General features: G+C 57.1%; 17 protein-coding genes. All 17 read right to left on the reverse strand.

The window, feature by feature from the left end:
* Positions 1-20: 20 nt before the first annotated feature.
* Positions 21-887 carry a flagellar hook-basal body protein gene (locus tag ABD76_RS17860; RefSeq protein ID WP_197258559.1) on the reverse strand — a complete coding sequence of 289 codons (867 nt, stop codon included), beginning with the start codon at positions 885-887 and terminating at the stop codon, positions 21-23.
* A 45-nt stretch (positions 888-932) separates the two neighbouring features.
* Positions 933-1,940 (reverse strand): rod shape-determining protein, encoded by a 1,008-nt coding sequence (mreB, locus tag ABD76_RS17865; RefSeq protein ID WP_168179149.1) that lies wholly within the window; start codon positions 1,938-1,940, stop codon positions 933-935.
* Between the two features lie 200 nt (positions 1,941-2,140).
* Complete coding sequence (spoIIID, locus tag ABD76_RS17870) at positions 2,141-2,428, reverse strand: sporulation transcriptional regulator SpoIIID (protein WP_006674820.1); 288 nt, start codon at positions 2,426-2,428, stop codon at positions 2,141-2,143.
* Between the two features lie 349 nt (positions 2,429-2,777).
* Positions 2,778-3,560, reverse strand: a complete 783-nt coding sequence (locus ABD76_RS17875; protein WP_242069622.1) for a M23 family metallopeptidase — start codon at positions 3,558-3,560, stop codon at positions 2,778-2,780.
* A gap of 84 nt (positions 3,561-3,644) precedes the next feature.
* Positions 3,645-4,811, reverse strand: coding sequence for a stage II sporulation protein D (spoIID, locus tag ABD76_RS17880; protein ID WP_197258560.1), 1,167 nt, complete (start codon positions 4,809-4,811; stop codon positions 3,645-3,647).
* Between the two features lie 148 nt (positions 4,812-4,959).
* A complete protein-coding gene (locus tag ABD76_RS17885; RefSeq protein ID WP_197258561.1) occupies positions 4,960-5,289 on the reverse strand; it encodes a hypothetical protein in 330 nt (109 codons plus the stop codon).
* Positions 5,290-5,412: 123 nt separating this feature from the next.
* Positions 5,413-6,741 (reverse strand): UDP-N-acetylglucosamine 1-carboxyvinyltransferase, encoded by a 1,329-nt coding sequence (murA, locus tag ABD76_RS17890; RefSeq protein WP_197258562.1) that lies wholly within the window; start codon positions 6,739-6,741, stop codon positions 5,413-5,415.
* 294 nt (positions 6,742-7,035) lie between these two features.
* Positions 7,036-7,296: a DUF1146 family protein gene (locus ABD76_RS17895; protein WP_197258563.1), complete on the reverse strand. Its 261-nt coding sequence runs from the start codon at positions 7,294-7,296 to the stop codon at positions 7,036-7,038.
* Positions 7,297-7,338: 42 nt separating this feature from the next.
* Entirely contained in the window at positions 7,339-10,200 is a 2,862-nt protein-coding gene (locus ABD76_RS17900; RefSeq protein WP_197258564.1) for a S8 family serine peptidase, read from the reverse strand.
* A gap of 1,041 nt (positions 10,201-11,241) precedes the next feature.
* Complete coding sequence (locus tag ABD76_RS17905; protein WP_197258565.1) at positions 11,242-12,786, reverse strand: NADH-quinone oxidoreductase subunit N; 1,545 nt, start codon at positions 12,784-12,786, stop codon at positions 11,242-11,244.
* Positions 12,787-12,790: 4 nt separating this feature from the next.
* A complete protein-coding gene (locus ABD76_RS17910) occupies positions 12,791-14,404 on the reverse strand; it encodes a complex I subunit 4 family protein (protein ID WP_197258566.1) in 1,614 nt (537 codons plus the stop codon).
* A complete protein-coding gene (gene nuoL, locus ABD76_RS17915) occupies positions 14,405-16,300 on the reverse strand; it encodes an NADH-quinone oxidoreductase subunit L (RefSeq protein WP_197258567.1) in 1,896 nt (631 codons plus the stop codon). It abuts the gene before it with no gap.
* A 19-nt stretch (positions 16,301-16,319) separates the two neighbouring features.
* On the reverse strand, positions 16,320-16,631 hold the full coding sequence (gene nuoK, locus ABD76_RS17920; RefSeq protein WP_168183044.1) for an NADH-quinone oxidoreductase subunit NuoK: 312 nt from the start codon (positions 16,629-16,631) through the stop codon (positions 16,320-16,322).
* Entirely contained in the window at positions 16,632-17,153 is a 522-nt protein-coding gene (locus ABD76_RS17925) for an NADH-quinone oxidoreductase subunit J (RefSeq protein ID WP_197258568.1), read from the reverse strand.
* Positions 17,146-17,598 (reverse strand): NADH-quinone oxidoreductase subunit NuoI, encoded by a 453-nt coding sequence (gene nuoI, locus ABD76_RS17930; protein WP_197258569.1) that lies wholly within the window; start codon positions 17,596-17,598, stop codon positions 17,146-17,148. The genes ABD76_RS17925 and nuoI overlap by 8 nt, the downstream gene beginning before the upstream one ends.
* Before the next feature lie 16 nt (positions 17,599-17,614).
* A complete protein-coding gene (gene nuoH / locus ABD76_RS17935; RefSeq protein ID WP_197258570.1) occupies positions 17,615-18,625 on the reverse strand; it encodes an NADH-quinone oxidoreductase subunit NuoH in 1,011 nt (336 codons plus the stop codon).
* On the reverse strand, positions 18,625-19,725 hold the full coding sequence (locus ABD76_RS17940; protein ID WP_197258571.1) for an NADH-quinone oxidoreductase subunit D: 1,101 nt from the start codon (positions 19,723-19,725) through the stop codon (positions 18,625-18,627). Before ABD76_RS17940 ends, nuoH begins: the two co-directional genes overlap by 1 nt.
* Positions 19,726-19,729: the final 4 nt, after the last annotated feature.

A 19,729-nucleotide genomic window follows, 5' to 3' on the forward strand; every position in this document is an offset into this window, starting at 1 on the left:
TCGTTCCTCCCGCCCTGGCGTTAGACTCGGCCTACTTCATTCACCGTCTTGTCCAGCGTTCTGTCATAGAACTGCACAACCTTCTGATTCGCTTCATAGGCGCGATATGCCGTCATCATATCCACCATCGATTGTGCCGGATCCACGTTGGAACGCTCCAGCACGCCTTGGCGAATCTCCACGGCATCGCCTGCCGCCACCGGGGCGGCTTGAGCGGCGCCCGGCTGCAGCCGGAAGCGCCCATTGCCGGCCCGAATCAGATCATTCGGATTGTCGATACGGCTAATGAGCAGTTCCCCGCCTGCGATCGGCGTGCGGGTCCGGGTATCGAACAGTCGGCCTTCCCCGTCCACCTGGATAAACTCCAGCGCTTGTTCATTCTCCAGCACGATCGGCGCATTATTGCGGTTCAGCACCAATGAGCCATCGGACGTCGCCAACTCATTTTGCGCATTCACATGAAAACGGCCGTCACGGGTGTACATGATCTCATCCCCGGCCTGCACCGTGAAAAAAGCTTCCGGCTGGAATACAGGATTGCCGTTCGCATCCTGGCCCTTGCCCGTCGCATCGAAGGTAACGCCTGGCACCTGGATATCCGAGAGCAGCGCGAAATCGCCCGGCTGCCTCGTCTCCAGCAGATCGCCCTGCGTGAACACCAAGCGGCTCTCTTCAGCGAATACGCCCGTGTTCAGCCGGCCGATCGTCTGGCCTTGGGCCTTATCGTTCCCTATCAAGGTCAGCATCATCTCAGGAAAGGATCGGCTTACTTCGGTAACCGCCTTATAACCTGGCGTCTGCAGGTTAGCCACGTTATTCGTCACTGTGTCATGCCGGCGCTGCTGGGTAACCATACCCGAAGCAGCAGTGTATAATCCTCTAATCATGGAAGCTCCTCCCGTAACTGTAGACAATATACCTTGTATATCGGATTATACGAACCGTTTCTTAATGACTTTGTCCAAATTATCGAGCATCATGCCCGTTCCCTTGACGACGCAATGCATCGGATCTTCCGCGATCAGCACCGGAACCTTCAGCTCCTCGGCCAACAGCTCGTCCAATCCGTCCATCAGCGCGCCTCCCCCGGTCAGAATGACTCCGCGATCGATAATATCCGCCGACAATTCCGGCGGTGTCCGTTCCAATACCGATTTGGCGGCGGCCACAATGGAGGAGATCGGATCCCATAGGGCTTCACGCACTTCGTTCGATGTAATCGTTACCGTATATGGAAGGCCGGATACCATATCGCGGCCCCGGATATCCATCTCGCGCTCATGGCCGGATCCCGACGGGCGAACCGTACCGATGTTCACCTTAATATCTTCGGAGGTGCGCTCCCCGATCAGCAGCTTGTACTTCTGCTTGATATAGCGCATAATCGCATCGTCGAACTTGTCCCCCGCGACTTTAATAGAAGAGGCGGTGACGACATCCCCCATGGACAACACGGCCACGTCCGTCGTTCCGCCACCGATGTCGACGACCATATTCCCGCTTGGCTGGAATATATCCATGCCTGCGCCAATCGCCGCCGCCTTCGGCTCCTCTTCCAAAAATACTTCCTTCGCCCCGCTCCGCTCGGCCGCTTCGCGGATCGCTTTCTGCTCGACCGAGGTAATGTTCGTCGGGGCGCAAATCAGAATCCGTGGATGCGAGTACCATTTGCGGCCGCCGACGCGTGAGATGAAGTGCTTCAGCATCGTCTCCGTAATTTCAAAATCGGCAATGACGCCGTCCTTTAAGGGACGGATCGGCACAATATTGCCCGGAGTCCGTCCAACCATTCTTCGCGCTTCTTCTCCAACGGCAAGCACTCGCTTGGCATCGCTCTCAATCGCCACGACGGCCGGCTCGTCGAGCACAACCCCCTTCCCCTTGATATGGATGAGAACGTTCGCCGTTCCTAAGTCGATTCCGATATCCTTGCTTAGCATAAGTTCAAGAGCCTCCACATTCATTTTTCAACTGATTTTCGATGAAATCCGACCGATTCCTGCAAAATATTTACTCATCGTTTACCATATCATACTAACAGCGCTGGATTCAATGAAAGAATGAAGGAGGATCCGTCTTATTCGGAACAAAGCCAGGAGGCGATACGATCCGGCGGCGACTCACTTGTTCGGAACGGCCGCTACGACTTGCCTGCCGTCATCACTTCACGTTTTTTTGAGCTCGATTTCTTGTATTTGATTTTTGTCGCTTCCCCTCCCCGCAGATGGCGCACAGATTTATGGTACTCGAGAATGTGCTTCACCTGGTCCGCCAAATCGGGATTAATTTCGGGCAGCCGTTCGGTCAGATCTTTGTGTACCGTGCTCTTGGATACGCCGAACTCTTTGGCGATAGTGCGAACCGTATGCTTGGTCTCGACGATGCAGCGGCCGATTTTTATGGTCCGTTCTTTGATGTAATCGTGCACGTTCCCGCCTCCCTCTACTCGGTTTAATTGGTACATTATATGAGTGGGCCGCACACTTATGCGTTGTTGGACAGCCTGACAAGCCTGGCTTAACCGATAAATTTGACCAGGCGGGGAGGAGGCCCCCGGGATACGGGAGCCGAACCTGAACGCTTGTCCTGTGCAAAAATGGCGGTGCGATGCGGAAAACTTCAGTACCGGTAACCGTGCAAGAGCGATCGCGGGAAGGCTGTCCGCCGGAATAGAACTATCTGAAAAAAATTTAATCCAGGCTGTCCCGCTTCATCTCCTGGAACGGCAAAAGGCGGAAGCATGTTCGCTTCCGCCTTTCTCCGAAGAATGGAGACGATTAGTTTTTCGCCAGCAGACTCGTCGGATTGACCGGCTTGTTATTGTCGTACACTTCAAAGTGCACGTGCACGCCCAATGCCTTCTCCAGCTCGCTGCGTCCGGCCGTGCCGAGCGTGTCGCCCTTCTTGACCGTATCGCCTTTCGCGACTTTGACATCCGCCAGGCTCTGATAGACCGTCTTCATGCCGCCGCCGTGATCCACTTCCACGACGAAGCCGTTTTTCGGGTGCTGCTCCGCACGGGTGACTTTACCGCTCATGGCAGACAGGACGTCGAACGCTTTCTGATCCTTGCGGGCCAGGTCGATGCCTACATTCGGCGTGAAGGTCTGTTCGAACTCTATCAGCGCCGCCGCTTGCTCTTCTTTGCTGGCCGTCTCGTCATAGAAGGACATGACGACATCTACTTCCTGCGCGTCTTTCACGGGCCAACCCAACGTCTCGTTGGATGCGACCACTTCGACCGCGTCTTCGTTGACCGTTCCCTCCGCCTGTGTTCCGGAATCTACCACCGTCTGATCGACCTGCGCCGTCTCCGCGTTCGGGTCGAGCGGCCGGTTCATATCCTGGTAGACCCACACTAACGTTAGGATGATTGCTGCTGCGGCCATGTACAAAGCAGGAAAGACCCATCGCTTGGACAACAGCTTTCTCCATGTGGAAGTGTGAACAGCCTGCGCTCCCGGCATCGTTTTGGAAGCTTCCGGCGTGTTCGCTGCATTGTTAGCCGATGAACTGGTTGTGGATTTGCTTTTCGAGTTGTTTTGGTTTTGTTCACTCATTTGTGATCACCTCAGTAACCATTGTTACCGGGGCTATCGCTTTTATACGTGGAAGTTTGCTAATTTTTTAGATTGATAGTTCTCTTACGAGGAAGGCCGGCCGGCCGCCGTTAGTAACTTCGAAGCTTTGTCCAACCGAACCCCTGTATAATAGTAGGTCAAGATCCGCTCGGCCCCCGCTCCTTGCTTCGCCATGCCCTGCGCCCCATACTGGCTCATGCCGACGCCATGGCCGTAACCGTAAGTCGTGATGCGCAGCTTGTCGCCGTCCCGCTCCCAATCGAACGCGCTCGATCGCAGATTCAGCTTCTCCCGGATATCCCTGCCGCTGAAGCGCTTCGATCCGAATTGAACCTCCTCCACCCGCTTCCCGGCCGTTCGGGACAGGATGCGCACATCCGCTGCCAGCCCGCCGCCAGGCCGTGTGCCCGAGGAGGAATTTCCCGTTCCTCCCTGCCGCGTGGCTTGCGCGAGCCCCGGCACCGCGGCCGGAGTCAGGCCGAGCTTGTCGAGGACTTCGTTCAGCGGCAGTTCCACCGTCTCGGCGTAGCGGGGAGACTCGTTCTGATCCCAAGGGCTCGGCACACTCTTCAAATAGGGAACCGGATTTTTCCAATAGTCCTCGGCATTCTCGGTATACCCGTTGCTCGTCGAGAAGAAAGCGGCCATAATCGGCTCCCCTTGATAGGTAATCACTTGATCCCGCGTCTCATTGACGGCCTGGTTAAGCCTCGCGATCACGCGCTTCGGCCGCTTCGCCAGCTCGTCCAGCGGGATATACGCCTGATGGGTCACGGTATCCGTCACGTCAGCCCCTTCAGGGACGCCGGCGGTGTCGCCCGAACGGAGGCGGCGCACGATATACGTGCGGGCGGCGATCGCCTGCGCCTTCAGCGCCTCCAGCTCGAAGTCGGCCGGCATCTCGGCCGCCAGGACGCCGCGCACGTACTGCTCCAGCGGGACGTTCTCTATCTTGCGCGCCTTCGCCAGATAGACGCGCACTTCCGTCCCGCCCTCGGGCGTGCCCGTCATGGGCGGCGCCGGAGCCGGGCCGGGACCGCTCTCCGCGGCGGGCGGCGGGGGATCCGCCAGCCGGTCTACCAGCCCGAGCGGCAGCAGCACCGCCAGCGCCATCAGGCCGGCCGCCCATAGGATGGCTCGTCCCAGCATGTCGTTCCGCCGGGACGATCGTCTTGCCCCGGGACCGCCCTTCCATCGCTTGGCAGATATCCGTGTCGGCAGCATCGTCATCGCTTCTCTCTCCTTATCCTCCCGATGGCTCCCTCTTTCTATGAACCGGATATAGAGGGAAGGGGGTAATCTACTTCCATCCTATGCTTTTTTGAGAGACGAAAGAACCGGAATCTGACAAGCTCTCTCCTCCGCCGGACCGTGAACGCTAGGTGGCGCGGGCTAACTGGATATAGCAGATTGGAGGGGAACGCATCCATCGCTCCGCATCTTTCTGTTCCGCTCCCTCGTTTCTAGCAGCCCGACTTTTTGAACAGCCGATCGCGCTCATCTTCGTGGGCGGAGCAGTCGGCGTCGGCCTCGGCGCAATCGCGGCGCTTGCGAACTTCGCCCTCTTTCGGACACCTCTTCCTGCCATGGCCAAATAATTGGCGACGCTGCTTGTAACGATCGCCTGTACGGCCGGATGGCGGTGCTCGCCATGATGGCGGCAAGAAGATTGTGAGGGGAGCAGGAGGAAGCAGCGTATAAACGCCAAAAGCGGTTCCTCTTCTGCGGAGGAACCGCTTATTGCTTGAAACGACATCCGGAGCCGCCGCATCCGAATGTGCGCCGGGACGAACCCAGACCGTCTCCTTATACTCAATCCATAAGCGAAAATCTACGCCCAGGTCGGCTGCGCGCTGAACAGCGAAATGTCCTGTTCTTCCTTCGCTTCCTGCGCTTGCTCCTCGATCGAGACGCGATAGATATCGGCTCCCAGCGAGGACAGCTTCTCCGCGATATTGACATAGCCGCGGTCGATATGGTGCACCCCGCTCACCTCGGTCGTTCCTTCCGCCACCAGTCCGGCACAGATTAAGGCCGCGCCTGCGCGCAGGTCCGTCGCGCACACCTTCGCCCCGACAAGCTTGGCGCCTCCCGTGACGACGGCGGTGCGTCCATCAACCTTAATATTGGCCGACATCAGATTGAACTCATCGACATGCATAAAGCGGTTCTCAAATACCGTCTCCGTGACGACGGAGGTCCCTTCCGCCACAAGCAGAAGCGCCATTATCTGCGACTGCATATCCGTAGGGAAGCCCGGATAAGGCAGCGTCTTCACGTCTACGGCCTTGAGCGGCCGATCGGCTCGAACCCGGATTCCATTCTCGTCCGGTTCGATCTGTACGCCCATCTCTTCCATCTTCGCAATAACTGGACCAAGATGGTCTGCAATGGCTCCCTCAACGTACACATCCCCGCCGGTCATCGCCGCGGCCACCATATAGGTGCCGGCTTCGATTCGATCCGGGATGACCGTATGCTCGGCCCCGTGCAACTGCTCTACACCTTCGATGCGAATGACTCCGGTGCCCGCGCCCCGCACCTTGGCGCCCATCTTGTTCAAATAGTTGGCCAGATCGACGATTTCCGGCTCGCGGGCCGCGTTTTCTATCGTCGTCGTGCCTTCGGCTAGCGTTGCAGCCATCATTATATTTTCAGTCGCGCCGACACTCGCCACGTCCAAATAGATCTTGGCGCCCTTCAGCCGGCCGTTCACTTTCGCTTCAATGTAGCCCTGACCCAATCCAATCTGCGCACCCATCGCTTCGAAGCCCTTCAGATGCTGATCGATAGGCCGCGTTCCAATCGCGCAGCCACCAGGCAAGGAGATCCGTGCCTGACCCGCGCGGGCCAGCAATGGGCCCATCACGAGGAACGACGCCCGCATCTTGCGCACCAGCTCATACGGAGCTTCATACGAGTGAAGATGCTCTGCGTTTACGCGAATGGTTTCATTGGAATATGTAAGGTTGGCTCCCAGCTTCTCCAACACATGGTGTATCGTCTTGACATCGTCGAGTGGAGGAGCGTCACATATTACACTTACGCCATCCTCTCCCAATAACGAAGCAGCGATGATCGGCAGCACCGAATTCTTTGCACCGCTTACGCGGACGGTTCCCGTCAATCGTTTGCCTCCGCGGACGATAAATTTGCTCATCATGTTTCCCTCCGCGCCTTTTTTCGCCCCATCCTCATATCACTGTACAAGATGGTAGGTGTCTCTCTTGCCCAACCCTCATCATACCACCGCCTAACGGGGCCGACAAGCGATATTTTTCGACATACCCTTCCACAATTTACTTGGGGCTACTCCCATTGTTGACATCTTTATTCGATGTTATTCGACAACCACCGAAACCGCCGGACGTCCCCACACTCTGCCATCGGCAGGACGGCAGGGACGGCTGCCGGCATGCGGTGAATGTTTTTCATTTCCTCTTAACCACAATCGCTACGCTCCAAACAGATAACGCACGGACTGCGTCCAGCCCCAGTAATCGATGAAGAACCCGGCCACTGCGCGCCCGACAATAATCGCCAGGAGCAAGTGGAGCATTTTGCCCTGCGGGCTCTGCGGATGGCGGATGAACAAATCGAGCTTGACATGCTGCAGCGACCACCAGGCAACGCCGATGCACAGCAGCGTGACGAGCATGTTCACCACTCCGCCCCAACCGACAGCCGCCGATAGGTTCGACCATGAACTGTCCATAACCCCACCCTCCTTCTATAGAGGTTGTTTAAAACGTCCTGCTTACCGCAGCCCGGCAAGCATCGACACGAACTCCGCCCGGGTGGCCTGCCGATCCGGGGCGAACAGGTCCTCGTCCATCCCCTGGATGAGGCCCTCCTCCTTCATGGCGGACAGCATCGGAGCGGCCCAATGGTTCACGGGCACGTCGCGGAACGGAGCCTCCGCCTGGCGTTTCGGCTGAATACCGAGCGCCTTGCCCATCATGACGGCCATCTCCGCCCGCTTCACCGGCAGAGACGGGCCGAAGCGACGGTTGCCGATGCCGCCGGTGATACCCGCCTTCGCGACCCGGGATACATCGGCATAAGCCCAATGCTTCGCCGGAACGTCCACGAAGGTTGGAGCTCCCTGAATGCTTCCGCCCAGCTCGAAGGCTTTAGTCAATACGGCTGCCGCTTCGGCCCGGGTAATCTGCCGGTTCGGCCGGAACAGCGCCTCGTCATAGCCCTTGAGCCATTTGGAACGGACGGCCTTCACAATCGCCTCCTGAGCCCAGTGTCCGCCGATATCGCGGAAGCCTTCCACCAACGGCTCGGTGTTGAAGGACAACCGGTAATATTTCGTATCGAACTTCTTGTCCGTCGTCAGGCGGACATAATACGTTCCCGGCTCCAGCACAGCGCCCGCCGCTATCTGCTCGAGCTTGGCGCCGCTCTGCGCGCCGGCGAGCTTCTTCTGCTCCTTCGTCATCACCGTCATGCCGACGTTCCGGTCCGACGGGATATTCTTCAATGTCACCGTGCCGTAGAGCGGATTCTTGACCGTGAATTGGAACCAGTCCACATCGCTGTCTTTGTCGAACACGCCGACATATTCGGTGCCTTCGCTCATCGTGACCGCTTCATACATCTTGTCGTTCGGTTCATTCGGATCGGTGTATTGCGTAATATATTCGACATGCAGCTTATACTCGCCCGCGACCGGTTCCGGATGCGCCGTGACGACATTCTGCACTTGAATGTAATATTTCCCCGCGGGAAGATCGGTCAGCACGGCCGATTCCGACCGCCCCTCCTTCTCTTCGTCGATCCATTGCGTTCGAATATGCGAGCCGCGCACCTCCAGCGCCGGATCGATCCGCACCGTATCCACGCTGACCTTCAGGCGCAGCGTGCCTTTGCGCGGCAGTTGAATCATATACCAGTCGACATCGCCCGTATGTCCGAACGTGCCGACAATGTCCTGCGTCCGCGCCGGAATCGTGTAGGCCTGGTACTGCAGGTCATTGGATTCGAACGGATCCTCGTAGATGAAAAACCGGGACGACAGCTTGTAGGACAGCGTTCCCTTCCCCTCATAGCCTTGATGCTGAAGACGGATCATATTCAGTCCCTGCTTCACCGGAATAAGGGTCTTCTTGCCGCCCGCGTCGCTGTACGTCTTGCCTGTGCTCTCCTTCCCTGCATAATGCGTGGCCTGAACGGTTCCCTTCCCTTGGATCCGTTCCAGCGAGAGCTGCAGGGTGCCTTCGTAAGGAGCATCGACCGCGAACCATTGGGTCCGCTTATTCGGGGCGAAAACGCCGCTAAGCGACGTGTCGATAGGGAATACGCGCGCGGCCGCGCGAGTCGTATTCGTACCGAATGCTTGCTCATCGTAAGGAACGCGAAGCGCCTCGTCGACGCGCAGCAGCCCGTATCCGCTCTCCCTGTCCCAGCCCGGCGCTTCGATATTCTGCGCGGTGCGGCGGAGATGCTCCCGAATCTGGTATGGCTTCAGCCCGGGATATTTGCTCCACAGGAGGGCGGCCGCCCCGGCCGCTTGCGGCGCAGACATCGAGGTTCCTTCCTCCGCCTTGTAGCCGCCGCCGAGCGCTGTCGTATAGACATGCCACGGCGCGACCAGATCGACCTCCGGCCCCGTGTTGGACCGCGGCTCTACCAGCAGATCGGGCGAGCTTCCTCCGACAGCCAGCACACTCGGATAAGCTGCCGGATATTTGACCTCCACCTTTTCCTGGTAGCGCAAGCCGTCATTGCCCGTGGCCGCGACGAGCAGCACGCCCTTTTTCTCGGCGTAATTCACGATATCTTCCATATATTTCGAATAACGATACAGTCCCACTGACATGACAACAATTTTGGCTCCGTGATCGACCGCGTACAGTATGCCTGCGCCTAACTTGTCTTCGTCCCCGTAGCCTTGCGCATCCAATGCCTTGATCGGCATAATCTTCGCGTTCCACAGCATTCCCGCGGTGCCCTTGCCGTTATTGCCCACGGAGGCCAGCACGCCTGCCACGCTGGTGCCGTGGCCGTTGTCGTCCTGAGGCAGCCCCGCTTCCAGCAGGTTCGTGCCTTTGACGAGATTGGGCTTCAGATCAGGGTGGTTCAGGTCCACTCCGGTATCCACCAGCGCAATCGTAATGCTCGAGTTGCCCTTAACCTGCGCCCAGGCCTTATCGGCTCCGATCTGCCGCAAATAGCTCTGCTGGGAATAAAGCGGATCATTGGGCTTGACGCCCGCATTCAGCGTCCGGACAGACTGATTCGGTTGAACATATTCTACATGCTCCGACTGTTTCAGCGTCTCCAGCCATTCCCCGGCGTTCGCCTTCTGCGGCTTGACGATCGAAATATTTACCGCCTGCTGCTCGCTTACGATTTGGCTGTTCGCCAGCAGCCGATCATCGTGATGTTCATTTTTCCATTTTACAATCCAGGAGTCGGCTGCCTCTTCCTTCGCGGCGCTTTCCCGCCGCATCTCGCTTAAGGAGAGAAGATTGCCGTCCTTCCCCGCCCGGTCGACCGGCCGCAGATTACGAATCTCTGTCTGCAGCGGAGTCAAGGAGTTCACCAGGACAAGCAAGGTCAAAGCTGCAACCAACATCGATCCGACGGCTGTTCGCCATCGTGTCTTCATAACTTTCATCCCATTCCAATCATTCAGGTTATGCACGGGCATCGTGCATCATTCAGAGGATGATTAAACCAGACCGTCACCCTGCTGTCAATCGGTAAACCTTGCTTATTGACAGGACATCCCTGTCCGTCATGCCATTCGCCATGGAGCCCATTGCTATTGTAAGGGATGCCGAATGACTGCACAAGGCGTCGTAAGATATATAAGATTCGCCACCCGGAAAGGACAATCCTTTATTTAGAGCCAATATAGTTCCTTGGACCTATTATCAACAAATTCCGCATCAACGGGCTCGCAAACCCCGCCTCTTCACCATTGTTTTTGGATGGAAAACTAACCCCCCGTTCCCCGCCTCCCGGATAAAAATAAAAAAACTTCGCCTGTACAGCAATTTCATGCGTGGACTAACTTGCTTCATGCCGGATCAGCCTGCTTCGTTGCACGGACCCACTAGCCCTAACTTAACCTGTTCTGCCTTCCCCGGCCCCCCCTACCTAAAATAAGAAAGTCCAAGGGATTTTCCGGAACTTCATTAGGACTTGTCTCTCAGTAGAAAGAAATGGATTTAAAACGCTCGGAGTGTCAAGTTTTGCTTAGGAAATTGGACAATCCCCACCCCTTTATAAAAAAAAGGGGGGGCCAGCGGCCTGAAGACTGCACGATTTCTTCAGACACGTCGATTCGGTAAGCAAAATCCTGCGTAAATACAGCAATTCGATAGGCACGACTTCAGCAAAAAGGGGATCCTGCAAAACTGCAGCAATTTCACCCGTTTCGCTCCGGCTTGGAGCACAAGGGCCTAAAATGATGTAGATTTGCAGCATTTCCTCGGGATGCGGACTCATTGAACCGAAATTCCTGTAAAAATGCAGCAATTCCCTCCACACGTTCAAGCCCGAGGAGGAACCGATGCCCTCAGAAAGCGACGATACCCTCAGAAGGCGGTGATGCTCCAAAAAATTTAAATTCTATAATACCCAAAATACCCAAAAAAGCCCCTGAACCTGGTGCCCAGGTTCAGGAGCCCTAATGACTCATTTTTTATCTCACCAGCAAATCGGCCCCGATGGAGAATACCCGGCTCAGCGCATGGATGACCGGATTCGGGAATGCCCCCAGCCCGACAATCGCAAGCACACAGACGACGATGACGAGACCCTGCGTCCATGGTACGCGAACCGCCTCCTCATTATCCCCGCGCATATACATCTGGCGAATAAAGCCGAAGTAGAAGTAGAAGGAGACAACGCTCGTGACCATCATGACGATGGCGATCCAGAGCGTATGCGATGCAATCGCTCCGAGAATAATGAACAGCTTCCCGAAGAAGCCCGCGGTAACCGGAATGCCGGCCAGCGACAAGACAATCACCGTCATCGCGGCGGCCAGCCACGGCGAACGATAGTAAAGCCCCGCATACCCGCTTAATTGATCGTGGCCGGAGGACCGTTCGACAACCATATGAACGGCAAAAGCCCCGAAGGTCATTAACAGATAAGCGATAAGATAATAAATAAATTCCGCGAAGTTCGACGCGTGCAGATGCTGGCCGAACAAATTCAGACTGACGGGAACAAGAAGATAGCCCGCGTTCGCGATTCCGGACAAGGCAAGCAGCCGCTTCACGTTGGCCTGGCGCAGCGCCATCGTCGTCCCGACGATCATGGACAAGGCTGCGATGGACAGCAAGATCGTCGACAGGTCGGAATAGATGGCCATATCCCGGCCCAGACCGAGATACATGCTGTAGAACATGCGGAACACGACAGCCAGCGTTGCCCCCTTGGACACGACGCCCAGAAAGGCGGATATCGGCGTCGGCGCCCCCTGATACACATCCGGGGCCCAGGCGTGGAACGGAGCCGCCGCGATTTTGAAGCCGAAGCCGACAATCATCAGGATGAAGCTGACATAAATGAGCGGCTCGAACCCGGCGGTGCGATCAGCCAAAGCATGGGCGATTCCATTAAAGGCCGTGCTTCCGCTGATTCCGTACAGAAATGACATTCCATATAAAATAAAGGCCGAAGCGACGCTTCCAAGCACCGTATACTTGAAGGCGCTCTCCGTTGACTTGCTGTCGTTCTTTTTCATCGCCACTAAAATATACGATGTAATGCTAAGGAGCTCCAAGCCGACATAGAGCGTAAGCAGGTCGCCGGAGGAAGCCATCATCATGCCTCCGATGGCGGCCGGAAGGAGCAAATAGTAATACTCTCCCCGATTCGGCAGCTCTTCCTTGCGCAGATTGCCGAGACTCATCATAATGACGAAGCCGACGCCAATCAGAATGATAGCCTTCACGATCAGGGCGAAGCCGTCGATGCGATAGCTGTGTTCGAGCAACTGCACCGCCTGCGCGGTCTCGGCCGTGAGCTTCGCCCGCTGATACAGCTTGAGCAGGACGAACCCAAGCGACACGGCCACGGCGAGCAGCGAAAGGACGCCCATGACGTCGCGATGGATGCGGCGGGGAAGAGCCAGGTCAATGAGCGAGATGACAATGGCCGCAATGACTAGCGTAAGCTCAGGCGCCAGCAGTGCGAGATCGGCCAAATGCAGCAATTGGACATGTGGCGTATCCATGAGCCTACCCCCTCACCTTGAATAGTTCGATCATTTGCCCGACGCTGCTGTCTATCGGGGCGGTTACGAAGGACGGGAACAGACCGATAAGAACAATGCATGCGGTCAATACCATGATCGGAATCGCCTCCGCCAGCCGCGCATCCTTCAGCCCTTCGAAGCGGGCATCCATCGGCCCGTACGAGATGGCCAGCACCCCGCGGAGCACGTAGACGGCGCTGAAGATGAGCCCGAGCGCTCCGAGTATCGCAGCCCAGGATGCGGTGCCGTACAGCCCGAGCAGCGTCAGCAGCTCCGCGACGAAGCCGGACAGCCCCGGCAAGCCAAGCGATGCCAGACCGGCCAGGAGCAGAATCCCGCATAAGAACGGCATGCTCTTCGCCAGGCCGCCCAGTTCGCCGATGCGCGTCGTGCCCGTTCGCTCGCTAAGACTGCCGACGAGCAGGAAGAACAAGGCCGAGATGAAGCCGTGCGACACCATCTGAACGACTGCGCCCTGTATGCCGAGCTCGTTCATGGCCGCGACGCCGAGCAGCACGAAGCCCATATGGCTGATGCTGGAATAAGCCAGCAGCAGACGCAGCTCCCGCTGCCGGAAAGCCAATACCGCGCCGTACAGCACATTGATTACGCCGAGCACGGCCAGCATGGCTGCCCAGGATGCGGTCTCACGAGGCAGCAGAGCCGCTCCGAATTGAACGAGCCCGTAGGCCCCCATTTTCAACAAAATACCCGAGTGAAGCATGACGACCGGAGCCGGAGCTTCGGCATGCACCTTCAGCATCCACGTGTGGAACGGGAAGAACGGCAGCTTGATGCCGAAGGCGATCAGCAGCAGCACGAACACCGTCGTCCTCATCCCCTCGGTCAGGTAGAAGACGCTGTAGTCCGCCTGATTGACGTAAGCTGACGCGCTTCCCAGATTGTCCATAATGACATTCAGGTTGCTGCTGTAGATATAGTGGCCGCCATCCGGGAAGTCGGGATGGTTCGTGAAGCCCGCGGTTACCGTCAGCATGACGAAGGCCACGAGCAGCAAGGCCGAGCCGAGCCCGTTATAGACGAGGAAGCGGTTCGCCGCCTTCTCCCGGTGCATCAATCCCCATATGCCGATTAGGAAAAACGTCGGCACCAGCGTCCATTCGAAGAACATGAAGAACAGGAGCAGATCCCGCGCCAGGAAAACGCCAATCATCCCGACCTCGAGCAGAAGGAAAAGGATGTAATACGTTTTCCATCTTTTTTTGATGCCCAATGAAGCGATCGCCGCCATCGAGGCCACAATCGTCGTCATGACGACGAGAGGCAGGGAGAGGCCGTCAATGGCCAAATGATAGTCGATGTTGAACGACCAGGAGTGAATGCCGCTGGCGATCTCCAGGTTCAGCGGAAGAGAGATCCAGGCGTATTGCTCGGTTAAAGACGCTCCCTTATCGACCAGATCATAGATGCCGTACACCGTGAGCGCCAAGATAAGCGGCAGGAAAGTCGCCGCGATGCCGAGGAATCGAATCGCCCGCGTGCAGCCCTTCGGCACGAACAGCAAAATCACCACGCCCAACAGCGGAGAGAAGGTCAGCAGTGTCAATAAGGGCAGCGATGTAAGCCCGTTTACCATTTACCAGAACCTCCTTCCGAGCGCCAGGATGAACACGATCAGCGCAGCGAATCCGAACAGCGACATCAGCCCGTACGTCTGGAGCTGCCCGTTCTGCAGCCGGGTCCCCGTCTTGCCGATGCCAATCGCCGCTCCCGACACAAGCCGGACGATCCCGGCGACAATCCATTTATCGAATGCCTGCAGCACGCGGCCGAGGCCGGCAAGCGAGCGGACGAAGACAATCCGGTACAGCTCGTCGATGTAGTACTTGTTGGCCACAAGCCGATAGAACGGATTGGACGCTTCCCGCGGACCGCCGCGGCGGCTTCCGCGCGGTCCGTACCATATGTAGCCCAGCCCGATGCCGAGCAATCCCGCCAGCACCGATATGATCATGGCGGCCGCATGAACAGAGGAGCCGGGGTCATCCCCGTTCAGCCACGTGCCGAACGCGTCGCTGAACGGAGTATGAACGAACCCGGCGACAGCGGCCAGCACGGCCAGCACGACGAGCGGGAATGTCATGGAAGCCGGAGCTTCGCGGACGCTCTCCGCATCCGAATCGGCGCCAGGCGAACCGGTAAAGACCAGGAAGAATAATCTCGCCATATAGAAGGCGGTAATGAATACGGTGACCGATCCAACGATAAAGAGCAGCATATTTTGTTCCCAGGCGGCCGCCAGAATGGCGTCCTTGGACCAGAAGCCGGACAGCGGCGGAATGCCGGCCAGCGCGAGAGCGCCGATGGCGAAGGTCCAGGCCGTCACCTTCATCCTGTTCCCCAATCCGCCCATGCGGAAGATGTCCTGTGTATGTATGGCGTGAATGACACTGCCTGCCCCGAGGAACAACAGCGCCTTGAAGAAGGCATGGGTGAACAGATGAAATATCCCGGCCGTAACCGCCCCGAGTCCGAGGGCCATCATCATATAGCCAAGCTGGCTGACGGTGGAATAGGCCAAGATTCGCTTCATATCCCGCTGCGCCGCGGCAATCGAAGCCGCGAAAATCGCGGTAAAGCCGCCTGTCCCCGCGACGATCATCATCGCCGTCGGCGAGACGGAGAAAATATCAAAGGTCCGGGCGACCAAATAGACGCCGGCCGCAACCATGGTCGCCGCATGAATCAGCGCGGAGATGGGCGTCGGCCCCTCCATCGCGTCCGGAAGCCAGGTATGCAGCGGGAACTGGCCGGACTTGCCGACGGCTCCCAGGAAGATCAGCGCGGCAATCCAGGTGCCCAAGCCGGCGGAAATGCCGTGCTGCGCCATGGAGTCGGCATTGGCGAACACGTTGCCAATCATCGTAAAATCAAGCGCATGGTTCGGCATATGCCAGAACAGAATGAGGATCGCGAGCAGCAGCCCGACATCCCCGATGCGGGTCACGATGAAGGCTTTTTTGGCGGCGGCGCGCGCCGCAGGCCGCTCATACCAGAAGCCGATCAGCAGGAAGGAACAGACCCCGACCAGCTCCCAGAAAATATAGAGCTGAATGAGATTCGGCGACAGGACAAGTCCCAGCATGGCGCCCGTGAACAGAGCGATGTATGCATAGAACACCGTCTGCCGCTCGTCGCCCTCCATATAAGCTTTCGAGTACATATTGACCAGCGTGCTAACCAGCGTGACAATCACGAGCATCAGCGCATTCAGATTCGTAACGTCAAAACCGAACTCGAGACGGATGTCGCCAATGCGGAACCATTCGAAGCTGCGGGTGTAATCGTCAGGCGCCCCTGTCATCCGCTCCCACAGGATGAGGATGGACAGTACGCATGCGGCGAACGAGCTGAAGACGCCGAGCATGACGGCAGCACCTTTCATCTGGCGGCCGAATGCCGTCAGCACGAGGAACGCGAGCAGCGGAATGACCGGGATAATCCATGCATATTGCGACAAGACGGATTCCATTGTCGTATCCTCCTTACGGTTATCTCTTCAATTCGTTATATTCGTCCACGTTAGCCGTGCCGCGGTTCCGATACAACGCGATTAGAATGGCGACGCCGACCGCCGCTTCCGCTGCGGCCACTGCAATCGTGAAGAGCGAGAAGATTTGGCCCTTCAGATTTGGCACGACCCCATATTTGGAAAAGGCAATCAAGTTCAAATTGGCCGCATTCAGCATCAGCTCGATGGACAGCAGCACGATGACGGCATTGCGCTTCGTCAGCACCCCGAACAGTCCGATGCAGAACAGGATCGCTGCCAACGTAAGGTATGAAGCCAGCATGCTACCCATTTAATCCGCCTCCTTCTTCGCGAGCACGATGGCCCCGATGAATGCGACGGTCAACAGCACCGACAGCAGCTCGAACGGGATGACATGCTCCGTGAATATCTGCTTCCCGAGCTGGAGCGTATTGTCCCGGGCCAGCCCGGCCGGCTCAGGCGCGGGAAAATCGGTGCCGCGTATCGTAAAGAACAGCACCCCGAACAAGGCCAGACAGCCTAGGGCGGCCAATGTCTCCCTTAGCGGGCGCGATACCTCTTCGTCCTGCCGATCATGCCGGGTCATCATGATGCCGAAGATCATCAGAATCGAGATGGCTCCCGTGTAGACCAGCACCTGGACGAAGGCGACGAATTCGGCTTCCAGCATAACGAAAATGCCCGCGAGCCCGAGAAAAGCAAAGGCCAGCGACACGACCATATGAACGACCTTCGTAAAATTGAGCATCAATACCGATCCGGTGATGATGCAGATGGCAAGCACGAAGAAGGCTACCGTTTCTCCCGTCCACTCGATGGAGAAGTTAAACATTTTTTCTGGCGCCCCCTTTTGGCATGGCTGAATTGTTTTCTTGCCGAATATTCTGGTTGTTCTCGTTCAACCATTCCATGTTTTTGAACAGTTCGTCGCGGCTGTACGTCGCCAGCTCGAAATTGTTCGTCATGACAATCGCTTCCGTCGGACATACCTCGGTGCACAAATCGCATAAAATGCAGATTTCGAAATTGATGTCGAACGTATCGATAACCTTGCCCTTCTTCTCCGGATCCGGGTTCGGCTTGCCGGTGAGCGTGATGCAATCCGTCGGGCAAATGCGCGCGCACATGTTGCAGACGATGCATTTGTCCGGCTCGAAATATTGAATGCCGCGGAACCGGTCAGGCATGACCAGAGGCTTATCGGGATACGGATAGGTGACTTTTTTGGAAGTCAGCGCCTTCATCGTGACGCCCAGCCCTTTGAATATTCCTTTCACGTATTTCCCCCCTAGCCTATTTGTTGAAAAATTCGATGTATAGCGCCGTCACAAATACATTCAGAAGCGCCAGCGGCAGCAGCACCTTCCAGCCGAAGCTCATCAGTTGATCCACGCGAATGCGCGGCATCGACGCCCGCAGCCAGAAAACGAAGAAGACGCAGAACGAAAATTTGAGCGCGAACCATAAGATTCCCGGAATAAAATCAAGGAACGGAAACGGCGGATGCCAGCCGCCAAGGAACAGCACCGTCGTCAGCGCGGAGAGCGCGAAGACGTACACATATTCCGCCAGCATGAAAAAGGCAAACCGGAAGCCGCTGTACTCCACATGATATCCGGCGACCAGCTCGGACTCCGCCTCCGGCAAATCGAATGGGGTCCGGTTCAGCTCGGATATCCCCGCAATGATGAAGACGACGAAGCCGATAATTTGCGGGAACAGATTCCATTCCCAAAAATAATTGCCCTGCCCTTCTACAATGGTACGCAAACTGAGCGATCCATTCAATAGAATAATGCCGACGACGGAGATGACAAGCGGAATCTCATAGCTGATCATCTGCGCCGCAGAGCGCATTCCGCCCAAAAGTGAATATTTATTGTTCGAGGCCCAGCCTCCGATAATGATGCCGATGGTCGTAATACTGGAGAGGGCGGCGTAATAGAGCAAGCCCACATTCAGATCGGCGAAGCCAAACCGTTCGCTGTACGGTACCGTGGCCAGAACGGCGAACGCGGGCACATAGGCGATGACTGGCGCGAGAATGAACAAGGCCCGGTCGGCTTTCCGCGGAATGGTGTCTTCCTTAATAAGCAGCTTGAATATGTCCGCGACCGTCTGCAGCAGCCCGAGTGGACCGACCCGGGACGGGCCATGGCGGTACTGCATCCAGCCGATCACTTTCCGTTCGAAATAGATCGCATACGTGACGAAGCCGAGAACGACAAGCATCATGACTATGGCCCAGCCCAGAAAGATGAACGCATTCGTCCAGGTGAGCGATTGCGCGATGAGTTCTTGCACTAGCTATCCACCTCCCCGACGACGATATCGACCCCGCCCAGTATCGTGATCAGGTTCGTCATCGTCTCTCCGACGAGCAGCTTCGGCAGGATTTGCAGGTTGACGAAGGAAGGACGCCGGAACTTCAAGCGATAGGGCTCCTGCTTGCCCCGGGAAACGATATAGCAGCCGATCTCGCCGCGCGGCGATTCAATTCGCGCATAGATCTCTCCCTCCGGCGGACGGATGACGCGCGGCACCTTGCCCATCGTCTCGCCCTCGTTCGGGAATTGCTCCACCGCCTGCTCCAGAATGCGCAAACTTTGGTGAATCTCCTCCAGCCGGAGGACGTAACGCGTGTAGCAATCGCCGCCCGTTCCCACCGGGACATCGAATTCGAAGCGGTCGTACAGGCTGTACGGCTCATCCTTCCGCAGATCCCACTTCACGCCGGTGCAGCGAAGATTCGCTCCGCTCAGTCCATAGGCGATCGCCGTCTCGGCATCATAGGTTCCGATCCCTTTAATCCGGGCCAAAAAGATCTCGTTGCCGCTTACCAGCTTGTCGTATTCCTTCAACCGCTTGCGCATGTATGGAATGAAGTCGCGCACCTTGTCAATCCATCCCGGCGGAGCGTCCCACTTGACGCCGCCGACGCGCATATAGTTGTACGTCAACCGCGCCCCGCACAGCTCGTTGAACAGATCGATGATAATTTCGCGATCGCGGAACGCATACAGGAACGGGCTCATCGCCCCGATGTCCAGCAGGTAGGTGCCCCACCAGACGAGATGACTGGCCACGCGCTGCAGCTCCATTACGATCAGGCGGAGAAATTCGGCTCGTTCGGGTATTTCGAGCTGCATCATTTTCTCGACGGCGTGGACAAGCACATAGTTATTCGTCATCGCGGACACATAGTCCATTCTATCAGTGTAAGGGATAATTTGCGTGTAGTTGAGGTTCTCGGCCAGCTTCTCCGTCCCCCGGTGCAGGTAGCCCATCACGGGGGTGGCTTCCTTGATCACTTCGCCGTCAAGCTTCACGACAATGCGAAAAACGCCATGCGTGCTCGGATGCTGAGGACCGACGTTCAAGAGCAGTTCTTCTGTGCGAATCAAGAGT

The organism is Paenibacillus dendritiformis (assembly GCF_015845845.1).
GTDB lineage: Bacteria > Bacillota > Bacilli > Paenibacillales > Paenibacillaceae > Paenibacillus_B > Paenibacillus_B dendritiformis_C.